We start from the raw sequence: 16,804 nt of genomic DNA, 5'->3' as shown, positions 1-16,804 counted from the left end.
GGTGCGTGCTCTACACCAAGGGTGATCCCCGCCACGACTGGTGGCGCCTCCAGGCCAAGGCCGAGCTCGACACAGAGGATCTGGCGCTACTGCACTCGTTCCCGGCGGGCGCGCGGGAGGTGCCGCTCGGCTGGGTGGCCACCTCGCGCGTGGACAAGCGCGGTCACTTCGACAGGGACATGCAGGAGGAGGTGGTCACAGAGCACACGCAGCTCACGGGCTGGCTCGAGCAGCCAGACCCGCGCGTGCGCTACGCGGGCGCGCTGTCGCTGTGGGGCATCGACACGCTCGCTTCCAGCATGCTGAGCACGTTCCCGGGTGTGGATCGCTGGGGCGTCGAGCTGAGCGCCCTGTGCTTGCCCAGCCACCTGTTGCACCCGCGCGCGCTCGAGTGGATTGGCCCGACGCGTGCGTGGCGTGACCTCTCCCTACCGGGGGCGCGCTTCAGCCCGGCCACCCGCGTGGCCGTGGCACGCGAGCTGGGCCAGGCGTTTCCCCATCTGCTGGGGCTCGAGCTCCAAGGCTCCTGCTTCGACCGCAGCGACCTCGAGGCGCTTGCCCAGGCGGCATGCATCCCGCATCTGCTGGACCTGACCCTGACGGGCAGCCCGCTCGACTCGCAGGGGGCGCAGGGGCTCTTCGAGCGGCTGGGCGAGCTCGAGCACGTCAACCTGCGCGACGCTCGACTGGGACGTCTGCCGATCACGACGCTCGCCCCGAAGCTCCGCAAGGCCCGTCGCCTGCACCTGTCGTGCAACCCCATGCGCGACGCGGGCCTGCTGGCGCTGCTGAAGGCGGGCGCGCTCGACTGCGTGGAGGACCTGTGGATCTCGAGCTGCGAGCTCACGGATGCATCGGCGCACGCGCTGGCCGAGGCCTCGCTGCCGAAGCTGCGCGGGCTGTGGATCGACTCGAACGCCATGACCGACGAGGGCATCGCGACCTTGATCCGCGCGCCGCTCTTCGCGCAGCTCCACGGGGTGTCGCTCTACAAGTTCGGCATGAGCGACAGCACCAAGGCGCTGCTGGCGGGCCACCCCCTCGAAGGCGGCCTGACCGGGACCACGCGCCTGCCGGGCGTGGGGGCGCTGTGGTTCATGGGTCGCCCCGCGAGCGCGCCCCACGCCGCCGTAAGCTAGAGCCCCAGGAACCCGAACGTCTGGCGGACCGCGTCCTTGCCGCCGCGCTCGATGAGGTTGCCGTGCGCGATGACGATGCGGTCGAAGTCGCGCCCGAGCAGCTGCTCCACGCTGCCGCGCGCGGCCTTGCGGTCGCGATACACCACACGCAGCAGGCGGCTCCAACCAACTTGGTGCTCGAGGCCCGCGGCCTTCAGGTACAGCTTGGTGGGCAGGTGGGGCGACGTGCCGAAGTTCTCGGTCAGGTCCGAGCTCACCACGGTGCGCGTGCGCGCGTGCAGGAAGACCGTCTCGTCGAGGTCACAACCGTTGATGTGCAGCCCCTCGAGCGTGCCGCGCAGCACCTCGGGCACGGCCCCATCGCCGCGCAGCGCGTGATCGATGCGCAGGTCGGGGCGCTTCTTGCGGAGCCCCTCGGGCGCGCACAGCACGGCGCCGGGAGACGCCGCGAGCCAGGGCCCCACGTGCAGGTGGTGGAACACGTTGGGCGCGATCACGCAGCGCACCTCGCCGATGCGGGCCACTTCGTCGGCCAGGTGCGCGTCGAACGGCACGGGCGAGTGCAGCGCCACGCCGCCGCCCTCGAGCTCGATGACCGTCATGCGGGTGCCCAGCTCCAAGAACAGGAAGCGCTGCGGTGCAGCGACCACATGGAGACCCTCGGCGACGCGTGTGAGCATTCGCGCAGGCTACACGCGCCCTCTTTGCCTTTTCCAGCGCGACGTGTATCTCCGTCCCATGTCCATGAGCCCGGCCCCCTCCCCCATCCTGATCATCGGCGGCGCCGGCTACCTGGGCCGCAACCTGGCGTTGGCGCTGGTGGAGCGCGGGGACCGCGTGCGCATCTTCGACCGGCACGTGCCGCGCGGCGCGCTGGCCAGCCACCCCAACGTCGAGTGCGTGGTGGGCGACCTGCGCAGCACCGCCGACGTGGACCGTGCGGTCGCGGGCTGCCAGACGGTGTTCCACGCGGCCTCCATGATCTGCGCGCTGACCATCGCGCCCCGCGCGCTGCGCGAGCAGGTGGAGGCCATCAACGTGCAGGGCACGCGCAACGTGCTGGACGCGTGCCTCGCGCACGGCGTGAGGCGGCTGGTGTACACCAGCTCCATCAACGTGGTGCCGGTGCCCACCGACGGCGGCGACGAGACGCGGCGCTACCACCTGGGCCTCTTCGCGGACTTGTACTCGCGCACCAAGGCCACCGCCGAGCGCATGGTGCTGGCCACCGACGGCGCGCGCGGCCTGCGCACCTGCGCGCTTCGGCCAGGCGGCATCTACGGGCCCGGCGAGGAGCACCACTTTCCGCGCTTCATCAAAGAGCTCAAGGCGGGCAAGATGATCGTGGGCCTGGGCGACGGGAAGACGCGCGCCGACAACATCTACATCGACGACCTGGTGAGCTCGCACCTCCACGCGGCGGACCGTCTGGGCGAGGGCACGCGCATCGGCGGGCAGGCCTACTTCATCACCGACGGCGAGCCGCGCCACTACTTCGAGTTCTTCCGCCCCGCGGTGGAGGCGCTGGGCCACAAGATGCCGCGCTTCAACCTGCCGGGCCGCGTGCTCATCGGGCTGGCCTGGGCATCCGAGGTGGTGCACCTGGCGGGCGGCCCGTGGCCCTTCACCACCGTGATGGAGGCCCACAAGCTGGTGGAGGAGAACTGGGTGCACATCGACCGCGCGCGCCGCGACCTCGAGTGGCGCCCGCTGGTGAATCACGCGGAGGGCATGGCGCGCTCCATGCCCTACATCCGCGAGCTCTACGCGGCGGCGTAGGCCGTCCGCTCTCGGGGCGTCAGGAGGCGCTGGGCTGGCAGCCGCCCGCCCCGCAGCCCGAGTGGGCAGCAGGCGTCGGGAGCTTCTCGGTGGTGGCCGCGACACGCCCGGCTTCGCGGTCGGCCGGCACCAGCGCGCGCATGCCCGCCTTCTTCAGCAGGGCCAGGTCTTCTTCGTGCGCCGGGTTGCCCGTGGTGAGCAGCTGGTCGCCGTAGAAGATGCTGTTGGCGCCGGCCATGAAGGCCAGCATCTGCGCCTCGCGGCCCATCTCGCCGCGGCCGGCGGAGAGTCGCACCATGGCGCCCGGCATCATGATGCGAGCCACCGCGCACACGCGCACGATGTCGAGCGGGTCCACCGGGGGCTGGTCCTCGAGCGGCGTGCCCTTGATGGCCACCAGCGCGTTGATGGGCACGCTCTCCGGGGTGCGGCGTGAGCGTGGCCAGGGTGACCAGCATGCTGACGCGGTCCGTGTCGCCCTCGCCCAGGCCCAGGATGCCGCCGCTGCAGACGTGGATGCCCGCGTCGGCCACGTGCTTGATGGTCTCGAGGCGGTCGTCGAACGTGCGCGTGGTGATGACCTTGTCGTAGTGCTCGCGCGAGGTGTCGATGTTGTGGTTGTAGGCCGTGAGGCCCGCCTGCTTGAGCTGGTCGGCCTGCTCGCGGTCCAGCATGCCGGCGGTGACGCAGGCCTCCATGCCGAGCGCGCGCACGCCGCGCACCATCTCGAGCACCTGGTCGAACTGGCGGCTGTCCTTCTTGGGGCTGCGCCACGCGGCGCCCATGCAGAAGCGCGACGCGCCGAGTTCCTTGGCCTGCCGCGCCTTCTCGAGCACGGTGTCCACGCTCAGCAGCGCCTCGGACTCGAGGCCCGTCTTGTTCCGCGCGCTCTGCGAGCAGTAGCCGCAGTCCTCGGGGCACGAGCCCGTCTTGATGGAGAGCAGCGTGGACAGCTGCACCGCGTCGTGCGGCTGATGCCGGCGATGCATGCCCTGGGCGCGGAACAGCAGCTCCGTGAGCGGCAGGTCGAAGAGCGCCTGCGCTTGGGCCTGGGTCCAGTCGTGGCGGATATCGGGGGTGCTCTGGTCGTCCATCGTCTTCGGCCTCGTGGGAGGTAGCAGGATGTACGCTCCGAGCCGGAGCGCAAACCGACAGACGCCCTGCCTGGGGCTGGCTTTCGGACATGCCACGGCCCGCCTCGCGCGCGCCTTCCCGTGTGGACACCGTGCCCGCAACCACGTAGCGTGACGGCCTCGTGCGAGACGACCCGAGCCAGGAGCCCCAGCCCCACCCGCCCGCCGCGAGCACGCCGAACGCCGGGCCCATCATTCGCGTGCCCGTGTTCGCGCTCATGGCCCTGGGCGGGGTGCTCTACGACCTGCTGTTCGGGCGGGCCACGCTGCTCACCCTCGGGGACGGCATCCCCCAGGAGAGCCGCGCCATGTGGCTGCGCTGGTCCACGCTGGGCTTCAACCTGGCCACCATCGCGGGAGCCATCGCGCTGTTCGTCATGGTGGCGCGCATCGCCCGCCGGAGCGACGCCGTGCCGATCGTCGCGCGCCTGGCGCTGGCCATCTTCACGGGCGTGTTCATCGCCACGCTCACGGTGGCGCTCACCGAGCCGCCCAGCAGCGAGCTGCAGCCCAAGCTCATGCTGGGGCGCTCGGGTGGCTACATGCTCATGTCGCTCCTGGCCGTGGTGGGCCTGCGCGCCCGCCAGCGCGGCATGCAGCTGGGGCTGTCGCTGTGGGCCGCCATGGTGTTCTCGTCGCTGGTGGTGCTGGTGCTGGAGGTGGGCCAGGTTCCGCGCCTCACGGCCAGCGTCAAGACGTTCAACGAGGGCGCCTGGCTGCTCATCCCCATGGCCTTCGCGCCGGCCTTCGGCGCCTTCGACGCGCGGGGGCGGGTGCGCACGCTGGTGTTCGCGGTGGTCATCGCGGTGACGCTGCTCACCTGGCAGTGGGTGCTGGACGAGGACTACGCGGCGGTGTTCTACGGCGTGTTCCAGCTGGACGCGCTGAAGGGGAGCACCATCGTGCTGTACGCACCCATCCTGGGGATGGTGCTGGGCGCCAGCCTGTCGGCGGCCACGGGTCCGAGCGCCAGCCAGCGCATGGGCGGCGTGGCGCTGCTGCTGGCCCTGTGCGCGGGGCACCTGCCGCGCTCGGTGGGCATGATGGTGGTGCAGGCGCTCGCGCTGGCGCTGCTGGTTTGGTACGCGCTCGGCCGCCAGGCCTTCGGGATGCCCGTGCGTGGCGGCGAGAGCAGCCTGCCCGCCTGAGTGGGCCGCCTCAGGGCGGGTTCACGTAGGCGACGTCCACGCAGGTGGAGCCGGTGCACGAGCGCAGGCTCAGCTTGGGCACCGCGCGCGCGTCGCCGCAAGACAGCCGCCCCGCCACACCGTCGTAGCGACAAGGGTGGTTGTCGAACAGCTCGGGCCCCAGCGTGATGGCCGGGCGCTCGCCCGTGCGATGCGCGCGCAGGAAGACGTGCAGGGGAGCGGTGACGCTGGCCCAGCCGCGCGTGGCGGTGGAGCTCGCGAAGATGGGCGTGCCCACGGGCAGACGCACCCGCGTCGTCCTGCTGAGGGTCTCGATTTGCAGGGCGTGGTCGCCCGCGAACGCCGCGGGGCCGAGGCCCACCCCCAGCGAGCTGACGCTTCCCTCGGGCACGAAGCCGTGGATGCGAGCCGGGCCCACGCTCAGCGAGACGCGCACGAACCCGTCTCGCGCGGAGCCCACGCGGCCGACGAGTTGAACCGGCTGCGGCGCGCCAGCCGTACGTTCCACGCGCGCGAGCTCGGTGCCCGCAGTGCCTGGCTCGGAGAGGATGCGCGTGCCGGGCAGCAACGTGAGCAAACGAGGGCGAGCCTCCACCGGGCGCGGCCGGGTGTTGGCGCGGGGGGCACCAGCACGCAGCTCCGCACACGGCACGGTGATGAGCAGCGCCCCGTCGCCGAAGGGCGCGGGCAACCGCACGCTGGCCATGGACGGGTCGCTCCCAAGCGTGATCTCGAACGGCACGCTGGGCGCGAGCTGCAGTCCGCCATCGGGCGAGCGGTAGGTGCGCGCCACATAGGCCGCGGGCCCGCCCAGGTCGCGCGAGACGAAGCGCCCCGAGAAGCTCATGGGCGCGTTCACGTAGACGAGCACGTCGTTCAGCGCAGGGGCCATGGCCACGATGGCGCCCACGTCCACCAGCGTGAGCTCCGCGTGCCGCCCATCGCCCAAGTCCACGGAGACCACGCCCGACACGTGCTGGCCCGCGATCTGGCAGCGGTTGACGGGCCTCGCCGGGTCCGCCGGCTCGGCGGGCTGATCGGCGCGTGCCACAGGGGTTTCGAGGAGTGTCAGCACGAGCGCGAGCGCGAAGCGGGAGGGGCTGCGTTGCATGCCCCACAGTATGCCCCCGGCGCGCGGGTCAGCGAAGGTGCAGGTGCGTGAGTCGCAGGCACTCGTCGGTCACGAAGGTGTCCACGAAGTCGAGCGAGATCACGTTCGGGATGCGGCCCGCGCGGATCTCGCCGCTGTCGATGAGCGCGGTGAGGGTGGGCGCCAGCTGGGGGTTGGCCAGCTCTGCGAGCTCCCGGATGGACGTGGCCTCCTCGGGCGGCCCGATGCAGCTCACCGCCAGCGCCTGATCCTGCGTGAGCGTCCACGACAGCTCGAAGAGCGTGTCGCCGCTCGGGTCGAAGGCTTCGAAGCGGGCCACCTGATCCGCGCGCAGGAGCTCCACGTCCGTGACGTTGCTCCAGCCACCTTCCACGGGCAGCTGGCTCCGCGCGAAGCGCCCCGCGCGGCGCAGCTCGACCGTGTCCGCGAGCCCCTCGTAGACGATGATGGCGTGGCCGCTCCGTCCGTCGGACGACATCAAGCTGCCGAGAGGCCGCTCCACCAGCGGCCGCGTCTCGCCTTCAGGGTCGCGATACAGGCGCTCGCCCAGCGTGTTGCTCACCAGGTCGATCAAACCCTGGTCGTCCGGGCCCGTGCCGCAGTAGGCGCCCAGTTCGATGAAGACCAGCTCCGGGTGCGTGTCCAGGAACGCGCGCAGCTCGCCCAGAAGCTGGGTCAGCGGCGTGCCCAGGCAGCCGAGGCCACCGCACGTCGTGGTGTGGTGCGTCACGTAGTCGCCCTCGAACACCTCGGGCCGCACGTCGAACGCGCGCGCTCCCGCCTCGAGCTGACCCGCCATGGTGAGGTGCTGCGTCTGGGTGTTGCACGCGCTCGAGAAGCGGCTGCGACACATGGTCTCCATGTACGTGCCGGTGTCGTGCGAGCGCGGCCAGCAGACGTCGCGGAGCGTCAACACGCCGTCGTGGTCGTAGCGCGCCACCACATCGCTCATCCAGCGCGCGTGGTTCACGTCGGGGGAGGAACATCCTTGGGCGCTGGCCCCGATGCCCACGAGGGTCAGCAGGGCGAAGAGGTGGAAGGTCGCGCGCTGGCTCACCGGGGCAGTCTACACGCCCAGACGGAGCTGACGCTGTCCGGGAAGTACACACTTTCGCGGCCCAGACATTGACGGCCAGGGGGCCAATTTGGCACTCTATGCCAATGGTGTGCTCGCGTAGCCGGTTGTCCTTCGTGGGCGTGGTGGTGGCCTTTCTCGCGCTGAACGCGTCGTCCGCGTCCGCCCAGCTGTGCGCGGGGGACGACATCCGCTGCCAGAACGTGCCCGTGAACTGGCGTGGCGAGGCGCGCCTGTTCAACGACATCGGCTTCGACACGGGCTTCATTCCGAATGGCTCGGACGTTTCCATCCGCGTGGCGTTCGGATTGTTGAGCCGCACCACCGTGGACATGCGTGGCATGTTGCGCGCGGACTGGCCCTCACCGCTCACGGTGCACCTGACCGGCGACCAGGGCATGGGCCAGCTCAACATCGACTTCGGCCTGGTGTTCTCGGTTCAGCTGAAGCTCGATATCGACACGGCGCTGGGAGACATCAACCGCACGTTCGACATCCCCGTTGGGCTGCCCACCAACCTCGCGTTCCGCGGCACGCAGACCTTCGCGCCCCTGCTGCTGCCAGGCCAGGCCGGGCGCCCAGTCACGCTCACCACCACGACGTCGCGCATCCGCGTCGCCAACTTCTCCGTTCCGGTCATCGTGGGCCTCTCCGTGGGCGGCGGGCTCGACATCCGCGGCCGCATGGACACCACCTACCAGACCGACAACATGCTGGTGGATGGTGTGACCGTGCTGGCCGAGACGCAGGGCACGCTCGTGGGCCCGGTCAACGCCACGGCCGGCTTCGGGGCGTTCCAGAACATCCCCACCCGCCCGGTCGGCTCCTTCGAGTACGCGGTGAGCGTGGAGCTGATCCCCGTGATCACCGTCGAGTTCTTCACCTTCGAGCTCGCCAGCTTCGACATCACCAGCTTCGCTCTCCAGGCCTTCGAGTCGGACGGGCCGGCCGCGTTCGCCACCGTGCCGGCGCATGTTCCGCTGCCCGACGTGCGCTTCATCTCCACCATCTACAACTTCCCCGAGACCGAGGTGGGCGGCAGCAGCATGCTGCAGGCCACCGTGCGCAACTTCGGCGAGGCCACGCTGCACGTGGACATGAGCACGCTGCCCGCGCCCTTCGACGCGGTGACCGATGAGTTGGTCATCCCGCCGGGCAGCTTTCAGCGAGTGAACCTCACGTTCTCGCCCACCGTCCCGGGCGAGGCGCTGGCGCTGGCCATGGTGGAGACCAACGACCCGGACGCGCCCACGGTCACGCTCGACCTGCGCGGCACGGCCCCGTTCCCGCCCCTGCCGGACATGGGCATCGTGGACAACGGCGTCACGCCCGACGGCGCGCTGGTGGACAACGGCGTGGTCCTCCCCGATGGCGCGGTGGTCCTCCCCGACGGCGCCATCCTGCTGCCCGACGGTGCGGTGATCGTGCCCGGATCGCTGGCGGGCGGCGCGTGTGGCTGCCGCGTGCCGGCTGCTGGCTCGCGCGAAGGTCAGACGCTGCCGCTCGGCCTCGCGTTCGCCCTGGTGGTGGGCGTGGCCTGGCGGCGCCGGCGCCGGTCGTGATCGCCGGAGGCCGGCTGCGCTACTTCTTCCACGTGCACGTGTAGACCGCGCCGTCTGCCGTGCGCTTGCCGTGCACCCGCGCCTCCTTGCGGCCCGCGCAACGCAGCGTGGTCTCGATGCCCGCGCCCAGCGCCGTGATCTGCAGCGACGGAATGCTGGGCCAGCCGGTGAGCGTCACGTTGGCGCGCCCCGGCGACGGAAACTCGCTGCTGAGAGAGCCCGTGTCGTAGACCTTCGAGTAGAAGGTGTTGGTGCGGCCGATGAGCGCCTCGTCCGTGGTGATGCGCATCAGGATTCGGTAGATGGTGTGCAGCATCTCCTCCTGCGACACGCGCGTGACGTGCACCACCAGCTCCTCGGCGGGAATGCGCGCGGCGCGCGCGATCTCCTCCATGGCGCGGTCGATCATGGCCACGGGCACCCAGGAGAGCACGGTGCTGTCCATGTAGGCAGCGCGCTCCTCGGGCGTGAGGGCGAGGAGGCCGCGCTCGAAGGCTTCGTCGCCGACGAATTGGCGCGCCACCCTGCGGGACACCTGCAGATTCGACCCAGCGACCAGGGGCACGTCCGATGGCATGCCCGCAGTGCTACCACGAACCGGGCCCGGTCAGCTCACTTCAGCTTGGCGACGGCTTCGGCGATGCGGCGCAGGCCCTCGCGGATCTGCTCGTTGCTGGCCGCGTAGCTCATGCGCAGGAAGCCCGGGGCGCCGAACGCGCTGCCCGGCACCACGGCCACCTTGGCCACCTCGAGGAGGTACTTCGAGAACGCGACGTCGTCGGTCATGACCACGCCGTCCTCGGCGGTCTTGCCCATGAGGCCCTGCACGCTCGGGAACGCATAGAACGCGCCTTCGGGCAGCAAGCACTCGAAGCCGGGGATGGCGTTGAGGCCGTCCACGATGATGCTGCGGCGCTCTTCGAACGCGGCGCGCATGGCCTCCATGGGCTCCCACGGGCCGGTCAGCGCTGCGAGGGCGGCCCACTGAGCTGCCGTGGTGGGGTTGGTGGTGGCCTGGCCCTGGATGGTGTCGCAGGCCGTGCAGACGTGCGCGGGGGCGAGCATCCAGCCGATGCGCCAGCCGGTCATGGCGAAGGTCTTGCTGACGCCGTCCACGATGATGGTGCGGCTCTTGAGCTCGGGCGCCACCTCGAGGAGCGACTTCTGCTGGAAGCCGCCGTACACGAGCTGCGCGTAGATCTCGTCCACGATGACCCAGTAGTCGCCCTCGGCGATGACGTCGGCCAGCGCGCGCAGCTGCTCGCCGGTGTAGGCCGCGCCGGTGGGGTTGCTGGGCGAGCAGAGCACCAGCGCCTTGGTCTTGGGGGTGACCACGGCGCGCAGCTTCTCGGGCGTGAGGCGGAAGCCCTCGGCCGCCGTGGTCTCGACGATGACCGGCGTGGCGCCGCCGAGCTTGGCGTGCTCGGGGTAGCTCACCCAGTAGGGCGTGGGCACGATGACCTCGTCGCCGGGCTCGTAGAGCGCCAGCGCGAGGTTGAAGAGCGTGTGCTTCGCGCCCACGGAGACCACCACCTCGCTGGGCGTGTGTTCCACGCCGCGGCGCGCCTTGGACGTGGCGCAGATGGCCTTGCGCAGCTCGATGATACCGCGCGCCGCGGTGTAGCGCGTGGCGCCGTTGTCGATGGCCTTCTTCGCGGCGTCGTTGATGTGCGCCGGCGTGTTGAAGTCCGGCTCGCCCACGCTGAACGAGAGGATGTCCACTCCGGACGCCTTCAGCTCGTTCGCGCGGGTGGAGATGGCGACCGTGGCGGACGGCTCGATGACGTCCAGCCGCTTCGACAGGGAGAGAGGCATGCGGGCGTCGTAGCCCAAAGCGCGCGATCCGTCACGAAGACCCCGACAGAAGCCAAACCCTCCGCGTGGACGTTCACGTGGCGTGGTCGAAGTTGCGGGCGCCTGGGTCAGCGCAGCAGGGCCAGGGCGTCCAGCTCGAGGTTGCCGAGCCCCTCGGCGTCCGTGCTGTAGTACCCGCGCACGCGGTGCTGCCCGTCCACCAGCACGAAGTGGCTGGCGTGCATGATGTCGTAGCCCCCGGCCGGCTGGGCCTCGCGCTCGCCCATGCGCACGCGGAAGCCGGTCATCAAGAGCCGCGTGGTGGCGGCGTGGTCGCCCAGCGTGAGGAAGCGCCAGGTGGAGAGGTCGGCGTTGTGCCGGGCCGCGTACTCGGCCAGAACGGGAGGCGTGTCGCGCACCGGGTCCACGCTGATGGAGACGTAGCGCAGCTCGGGGGCCTGGGGGGCGAGCCGGCGCTGCAGGTTGCTCATCTGCGCGGTGAGCATGGGGCACACGCTAGGGCAGTCGGTGAAGACGAAGTTCGCGATCCACACCTTGCCGTCCATGTCCGCGAGCGTGAACGCCTGCCCGGCTTGGTCCTGGGCGCGGAAGTCCGGGAGGGCGTGCAGCACGGGCGGCAGTGGGCGCTCGGGCTCGCAGCCCAGCACGGCGGCGCTCAGCAGCGCGGCGCACATGACGAGCAGCCCGGCAGGCACGCCCACGTGTCGCCAGGCCGGCCCAACGCTCACTCGGTGCTGGCTCGCGTTCACCAACGCAGCGCCCCTCAGGCCGCGTCGAGCATGAGCGCCGTGAACAGCACCGTGAGGTACACGAGCGACGTCACGAACAGCTGCTTGGCCCACTTGACGCCGGCCGACTCGCGCAGGCCCATGAACGCCACGCCCAGGAACATGGCGCCCATGACCAGCGCGGTGATGGCGTAGCCGAGGCCCGCCACGCGCATGGGCACCAGCAGCAGGCTGGTGATGAACAACACGCCCGTCCACAACAGCGCCTGCATCTTGCTGGCCTGCAGGCCGCGCACGCTGGGCAGCACCTTGAGGCCGGCCCGCTCGTACTCTTCCTGGCGGAAGATGGAGATGGCGATGAAGTGCGGCACCTGCCACAGGAACAGGATGGAGAAGAGCACCAGGCCCGGCGCCTCGAGGCCGTTGGTGATGGCCGTCCAGCCCATGAGCGGGGGCAGCGCGCCCGGCACGGCGCCCACCAGCAGCGCCGTGGGCGTGTACTGCTTCATGGGCGTGTAGATGGCCACGTAGCTGATGAGCGCGAAGGCCCCCAGCAAGCCCGTGAGCGGGTTGATGGCCAGGGTGAGAATGGGGACCGAGACGGCGCCGAGAAACAGGCCGAAGATCAGCGCCATGCGCGGCTGCATGCGCCCGTCCGGGAGCGGCCGGCGCGCGGTGCGCTGCATGAGGCGGTCGCTGTCGCGCTCGAGGTAGCAGTTGAGGGCGTTGGCGCCGGCCACCACCATGCAGGTGGTGATCAGCATGACCGCCGCGCGCCAGGGCTCCACCGTGCCGGGAGCGAGGCGCATGCCGCCGGCCGCCGTGATGGCGACCATCAGCGTGATGCGCGGCTTGGCGAGCTCGGCCAGGTCGCGGAGCGTGGCGCTGAACGTGGGCGTGAGGGCAGCGGTCTGCATCGGTCTTCGAGGAGCCCGGGTGGCTCTGGGGGGCTCGTGAGGGGTTCGACGTGGCGCGGCTAGCCGGGCTGCCGTGCAGAAGCGTGAACTGATGCGGGAATGTGGCGGCAACGCGCGGGCACGTCAAGCGTCCGCCGCGTCGCCACCCAGAACCCGGCCGGCAAGCCCTTGGTCTGACCAGGAGTGCTCAGAACGGGATGTCGTCGTCGCCGAAGTCGTCGGACGGGAAGCCACCGCCGCCGCCACCACCGCCGCTCGGGCCGTCGTAGCCGCCGTCGTCGTAGCCCCCGCCACCACCGCCGCCGCCACCCGAGCGACCACCGCCGCCACCGCCACCACCGCCCACGTCGCCGCCGCCGTCACGCCGGCCGCCGATGAGGATGATGTTCTGCGCGTTGATCTCCGTGGAGGTGCGCTTCTGGCCCTGCTTGTCCTCCCACTGGGAGTACTGGATGCGCCCTTCGACGCAGATCTGCCGGCCCTTCGAGAGGATGCCGGCCAGCGCCTCGGCGCGCTTGCCCCAGAGCTTGACCGTGTGCCAGTCCGTGCGCTCTTGGCGCTCGCCGGCGCGGTTGGAGAACGACTCGGTGGTGGCGATGCGCAGCGTGAGCACGGCGCCGCCGCCCTGGGTGTGGCGCAGCTCCGGGTCCTGCCCGAGGTTGCCGATGAGAGTGACGCGATTGAGGCCTTCTGCCATGGGGATATCCTGTTTCTATCGAGCGTTGACGACCGGCACACTCTGCACCGCGAGCAGCCGCGGAGCTGGCCAGCCGAGTTCGGGGTGCTTGTCGGCCACCACCAGACCGTGTTGCGTGAGAGCACTCAACAGGCCGCACCGTACTCGCACCATGCGACATTCACCAGCCGTGGCGGCGTGGACGGCTGAGGTTCCGGCGCCCCAGGCCCGGCGCGCTTCGGCGAGCCCCCGCCGAGCACCCCCGACGTGTGATGCGGGTTCGACACGTCCCCGCCGGAGTCATGCGGAGCGCTCAGAGACGCCACCGTGGAAGGAGGCGGGCGCCCTGGGCAGCGGGACTTGGGGGGCCCCCGGAAACAAACGCAGCGCGCAGCGCGAAGTGCCGTTTCCAGGGGGGTACCAGAGCGAGCGCCAGCGCGAGCGATCCCGCAGACCAGGGTGCCCGCCTCCTTCCCCGCGATCACGCCCCCTTCAGCGACCCCCGCGCTCCACCAGCTTGGCGAACCGCCCCAGCATCCACGCGTTCCCCTTCGCCATCAACGCATCGACGACCTTCGGGTTCTTGCGCCCCTTCTCGGGCGTCATGGCCATGGTCCACGCGATCTTCGTGCGGCCGTCACCCATGTCACTCAGCACGTAGTCCTCCGCGAACGCATCGGCCGGCATGCTGGTGCGCGTGAAGTAGAAGGCCATGCGGCGGTTGGGCTCCCAGCCGATGAACTCTTCCTCGGCGACCATGCCGGCCACCAGGTCGACCGTGCGCGTGGTGCCGAGGCCAAACGGCTTGGGCGAGGTCCAGGTGACCTTCTTGATGGCGGGCGCCCACTTGGGCCAGGCCGCGGCGTCTTCGAGGGCGGCGAAGACCTGCGCCGGGGTGGCGCGCGCCGTGACGGCGACCGTGATGGAGGTGGGGGCGGAGACGAGGTAGTCGAGGCCGACCACCGTGCAGTCGTGGAGAGGTTTCATACTATCTTTCAGGTGGTTCCGTCGCCGTCGCCGTCGCCGTCAACGCCAAGGACAACGACAACGGTGAACAGCAACGGAGCGGAGCCGTACTAGATGGCGCTCGCGTCGAGGGTCATGCCGGCGTCGACCGTGGGAGTGGTGAGCGGCACCGTCTCGATGGCGGGTGCCACGCAGACGCCTGCCGAGCAGGTGGTGTCGCCGGCGCAGGGCACGCCCACGCAGGCCTGGTCGAGCGAGACGATGACCTTGCGGATCTCGCCGGCGGTCATGTCGAACGTGACCTGGCGCGAGACGACGACCACGCCGCGCGATAGACCCTCGAGCGCCACCTCGTAGCCCTCGAGGACGTCGCCCCCGTGCGTGATGGCCAGTGTGCGCGGTGGCAAGGGCTGCAAGGAGCCCAGCACCGCCGACGCGATGCGCGTCTCGCCCGAGGGGCTGCGGATGGTGGCGCGGATCTCGTCGATGGTGGCCGGCGCGGCGATGTCGGTGTCTACCTCGAGCACCACCTGCGTGAGCTCGGTGGAGCCACCGCAGCCTGCGGCGAGCACGGCGCAGAGCGAGAGCAGCAAGAGCCCAAGTGCTTTGGTCATTGGCATCAGAACTCCACTCGGCCCGGCGAGAAGTTGCCCAGCACGCCCCGGTTGGGCTGGCTGTCATTGGTGGCGGCCACGGCCGCGCCCACACCGATGGCCAGCGCGGCCACGGAGCCCACCACCGTCCAGAAGCGCCAGTTGCGGCGGAGCGGCACCACCTCGCGCGGCTGGTGCTCGGCGGCCTCGGCAGCGCGCTGCGCCTCCTCCAGCTGCAGCATGCGCTCGTGCTCGAGCTCCTGGCGACGCACCTCGAAGGGGTTCTCGCCGTCGGGCACGCGGCCTGCGGCGCGCTCGGTCTCCCACTCGGCATGCAGGCGCTGCAGCTCGGCCAGCTCGGCATCGGTGGCGGCCCGTGCAGCGGCGGCCTCTTCGGCTGCGCGCGTTTGCTGGGCGGCCTCTTCGGCAGCGCGCGCCGCGTTGGCGGCCAGCATGGCCTGGTCAGGCGCCACCTCGGTGGTGACCCGTGCACGCCGCGCCACGTACACCTCGATGGAGGCGATCTCTTGGCCACCCGCCGAGTCCGTGGCGGTGACGCGGTGCGTGCCCTGGCTGACGCGCAGCGACTGGCCGACGCGCGCGCTGGCGAGCGGGCGGCCGTCCAACAGCAACACAGCCCCCTCCGGCAGGCCGACGGGCTGGAGCGTGAGCCGCCCGCCGTTGCGGTCCATGCGCGTGCGCAAGGCGGTGGAGCGGGTGCGCAGGTCACGCGCCGTCTCGGAGTCCGCCATGAGGCGCTCGATGAGCTCGTCGGCTTCGTCGAACTGGTTCAGCTCCACCAGCGCGTGGGCCAGGTTGAAGAGCACGGGCGGGCTCGACACCACCGCGAGCACTTCATGGAAGATGGCCGCGGCGGCTTCCCACTCCGACGCGTCCGAGAGCGCCAGGCCCTCGGCGAAGAGCGCCCGGGCTGCCTCGATCTCGGCCTCGGTGGGCTGGGCCGCCTGCTGGGCACGGGCCGCCTGGGTCCCGACACCCGGCATGAAGAGGAGACCAAGGCACAGGAGGCCGACTTGCAGGAGTTTTCGGGGTTCCGGGTGCACGAATATGGACTCCATCTCCGCTCGGAGGCGCGGTGCCCGAACTCTCTCACATTTTGACGAGAGGGTGACTTTTCACTCACCGTGGGCCTACAATGTGCAACGTAGGTAGCCTATGTGGTCCCTGAACCGCAAGCCTGAGGCCGCACTTTCGGGAACCGGACGTACGCAAACGTGACCCAACATTCAAAAGATCCCGGCGCCCGAGACTCGGACGAGCGCATCAGCCTGAGCGACGTGGACGAGCTGGACGCCGAGGAGATCCAAGCGGTCGGCTCACCATCCTCCACGCCACCGCCCCCTCCCAAGGAGGCCCTGCAGCACGTGGTGGTGCCACGGCTGGCCCCGCTCTCGTCCGACTCGCTCGCGCCGCCGCGGGTGCCTGCCAGCGATCCTCCCCCGGATCCGGAAGTGACCGCCACCCGGTCGGAGCGTCGGGTCCGCGCCCGGCGAGAGGAAGATGAAGCCGACGATCGCGACGTGGTGGACATCCGCTGGGTGCTGGCCGCTGCGGTGCTGCTGGCGGTGGTGATCGGGACCTGGACGCTGGCCCGGCGCGGGGAGCCCCGCTTGGTGGCCCCCGCCGACACCGATCGCGTGGCGGTCACGCTGAGCGGAGTTCCTAGCGGCGCGCGGGTGGAGCTGGACGGTCGTCCCGTGACGGAGCGCGAGCTGACGGTGCGCAGCGGGGTGCGCCACGCGGTGGAGGTGCACGCCGAGGGCCGCGAGACGTGGCGGCAGGTGTTCATCACCCGTGGCCAGCTCGAGCTGGTGGTGCAGCTGGAGGCCGCCGCGCCTGCTGCGCCGGTCCCGACCGTGCCCGTTGGGGAGTTGCCCCCCGTCGTGGACGCCGCCGAGGAGCCGATGGCCGAAGACCCGCCGGCCACCGCGCCCCCTGCCGCGGAGCCTGCCGTCGCGGAGCGGCCCACGCCGCCACCCGCCACACCGCGTGAGCCACGCACCACCACCACCGCGATGTCGACGTCCACGCCATCTACCCCGCGCACCACCACCGGCACCATGCGCTCGACGCACACGCTCGTGCGTGACCCTGGGTTCTGAGCCGAAAAATTCGCTGCCATCACCCCGGAGTGGGATAGG

General features: G+C 70.8%; 16 protein-coding genes and 1 pseudogene. 5 read left to right on the top strand and 12 right to left on the bottom strand.

Going from position 1 to position 16,804, the window contains the following annotated elements; genetic code table 11:
• The first annotated feature begins 5 nt into the window (after positions 1-5).
• Positions 6-1,139, top strand: a complete 1,134-nt coding sequence (locus tag IPI43_17840) for a hypothetical protein (protein MBK7775962.1) — start codon at positions 6-8, stop codon at positions 1,137-1,139.
• Here IPI43_17840 and IPI43_17835 read toward each other — a convergent pair.
• Entirely contained in the window at positions 1,136-1,819 is a 684-nt protein-coding gene (locus IPI43_17835; GenBank protein ID MBK7775961.1) for a hypothetical protein, read from the bottom strand. The genes IPI43_17840 and IPI43_17835 overlap by 4 nt on opposite strands.
• Positions 1,820-1,877: 58 nt before the next feature.
• On the opposite strand from IPI43_17835, the gene IPI43_17830 reads away from it, so the two are divergent.
• Entirely contained in the window at positions 1,878-2,918 is a 1,041-nt protein-coding gene (locus IPI43_17830) for an NAD-dependent epimerase/dehydratase family protein (protein ID MBK7775960.1), read from the top strand.
• A 19-nt stretch (positions 2,919-2,937) separates the two neighbouring features.
• Here the strand turns inward: IPI43_17830 and bioB are convergent.
• Positions 2,938-4,012: pseudogene (bioB, locus tag IPI43_17825) on the bottom strand (biotin synthase BioB).
• Between the two features lie 161 nt (positions 4,013-4,173).
• On the opposite strand from bioB, the gene IPI43_17820 reads away from it, so the two are divergent.
• Positions 4,174-5,199: a hypothetical protein gene (locus tag IPI43_17820; protein MBK7775959.1), complete on the top strand. Its 1,026-nt coding sequence runs from the start codon at positions 4,174-4,176 to the stop codon at positions 5,197-5,199.
• A 10-nt stretch (positions 5,200-5,209) separates the two neighbouring features.
• Here IPI43_17820 and IPI43_17815 read toward each other — a convergent pair whose 3' ends face one another.
• Both IPI43_17815 and IPI43_17810 read right to left on the bottom strand, forming a co-directional pair.
• On the bottom strand, positions 5,210-6,310 hold the full coding sequence (locus tag IPI43_17815; protein MBK7775958.1) for a hypothetical protein: 1,101 nt from the start codon (positions 6,308-6,310) through the stop codon (positions 5,210-5,212).
• Between the two features lie 28 nt (positions 6,311-6,338).
• The gene (locus tag IPI43_17810; protein ID MBK7775957.1) at positions 6,339-7,367 is read right to left on the bottom strand and encodes a hypothetical protein; all 1,029 of its coding nucleotides are present in this window, start codon (positions 7,365-7,367) and stop codon (positions 6,339-6,341) included.
• Between the two features lie 104 nt (positions 7,368-7,471).
• Here IPI43_17810 and IPI43_17805 point away from each other — a divergent pair, with 104 nt between their 5' ends.
• Entirely contained in the window at positions 7,472-8,947 is a 1,476-nt protein-coding gene (locus IPI43_17805) for a hypothetical protein (GenBank protein ID MBK7775956.1), read from the top strand.
• A gap of 19 nt (positions 8,948-8,966) precedes the next feature.
• On the opposite strand, the gene IPI43_17800 is transcribed toward IPI43_17805, so the two are convergent.
• The 8 genes from IPI43_17800 to IPI43_17765 form a co-directional block, all read right to left on the bottom strand.
• Positions 8,967-9,524 carry a hypothetical protein gene (locus tag IPI43_17800; protein ID MBK7775955.1) on the bottom strand — a complete coding sequence of 186 codons (558 nt, stop codon included), beginning with the start codon at positions 9,522-9,524 and terminating at the stop codon, positions 8,967-8,969.
• A 35-nt stretch (positions 9,525-9,559) separates the two neighbouring features.
• Positions 9,560-10,762 carry a pyridoxal phosphate-dependent aminotransferase gene (locus IPI43_17795; GenBank protein MBK7775954.1) on the bottom strand — a complete coding sequence of 401 codons (1,203 nt, stop codon included), beginning with the start codon at positions 10,760-10,762 and terminating at the stop codon, positions 9,560-9,562.
• A gap of 107 nt (positions 10,763-10,869) precedes the next feature.
• Positions 10,870-11,457: an SCO family protein gene (locus IPI43_17790; protein MBK7775953.1), complete on the bottom strand. Its 588-nt coding sequence runs from the start codon at positions 11,455-11,457 to the stop codon at positions 10,870-10,872.
• Positions 11,458-11,525: 68 nt separating this feature from the next.
• Positions 11,526-12,407, bottom strand: coding sequence for a protoheme IX farnesyltransferase (cyoE, locus tag IPI43_17785; GenBank protein ID MBK7775952.1), 882 nt, complete (start codon positions 12,405-12,407; stop codon positions 11,526-11,528).
• A gap of 187 nt (positions 12,408-12,594) precedes the next feature.
• Positions 12,595-13,104: a single-stranded DNA-binding protein gene (gene ssb, locus IPI43_17780; GenBank protein MBK7775951.1), complete on the bottom strand. Its 510-nt coding sequence runs from the start codon at positions 13,102-13,104 to the stop codon at positions 12,595-12,597.
• Between the two features lie 471 nt (positions 13,105-13,575).
• The gene (locus IPI43_17775) at positions 13,576-14,070 is read right to left on the bottom strand and encodes an SRPBCC family protein (GenBank protein ID MBK7775950.1); all 495 of its coding nucleotides are present in this window, start codon (positions 14,068-14,070) and stop codon (positions 13,576-13,578) included.
• A gap of 89 nt (positions 14,071-14,159) precedes the next feature.
• Positions 14,160-14,663, bottom strand: a complete 504-nt coding sequence (locus IPI43_17770; GenBank protein ID MBK7775949.1) for a hypothetical protein — start codon at positions 14,661-14,663, stop codon at positions 14,160-14,162.
• Positions 14,664-14,668: 5 nt separating this feature from the next.
• Positions 14,669-15,646: a hypothetical protein gene (locus IPI43_17765; protein MBK7775948.1), complete on the bottom strand. Its 978-nt coding sequence runs from the start codon at positions 15,644-15,646 to the stop codon at positions 14,669-14,671.
• Between the two features lie 231 nt (positions 15,647-15,877).
• On the opposite strand from IPI43_17765, the gene IPI43_17760 reads away from it, so the two are divergent.
• On the top strand, positions 15,878-16,765 hold the full coding sequence (locus tag IPI43_17760) for a hypothetical protein (protein ID MBK7775947.1): 888 nt from the start codon (positions 15,878-15,880) through the stop codon (positions 16,763-16,765).
• Positions 16,766-16,804: the final 39 nt, after the last annotated feature.

Source organism: Sandaracinaceae bacterium (assembly GCA_016706685.1).
Lineage (GTDB): Bacteria > Myxococcota_A > Polyangia > Polyangiales > Houyiibacteriaceae > JADJJE01.
The sequence above is the reverse complement of the archived record's forward strand: the minus strand, read 5'-3'. Positions and strand labels throughout refer to the sequence as shown.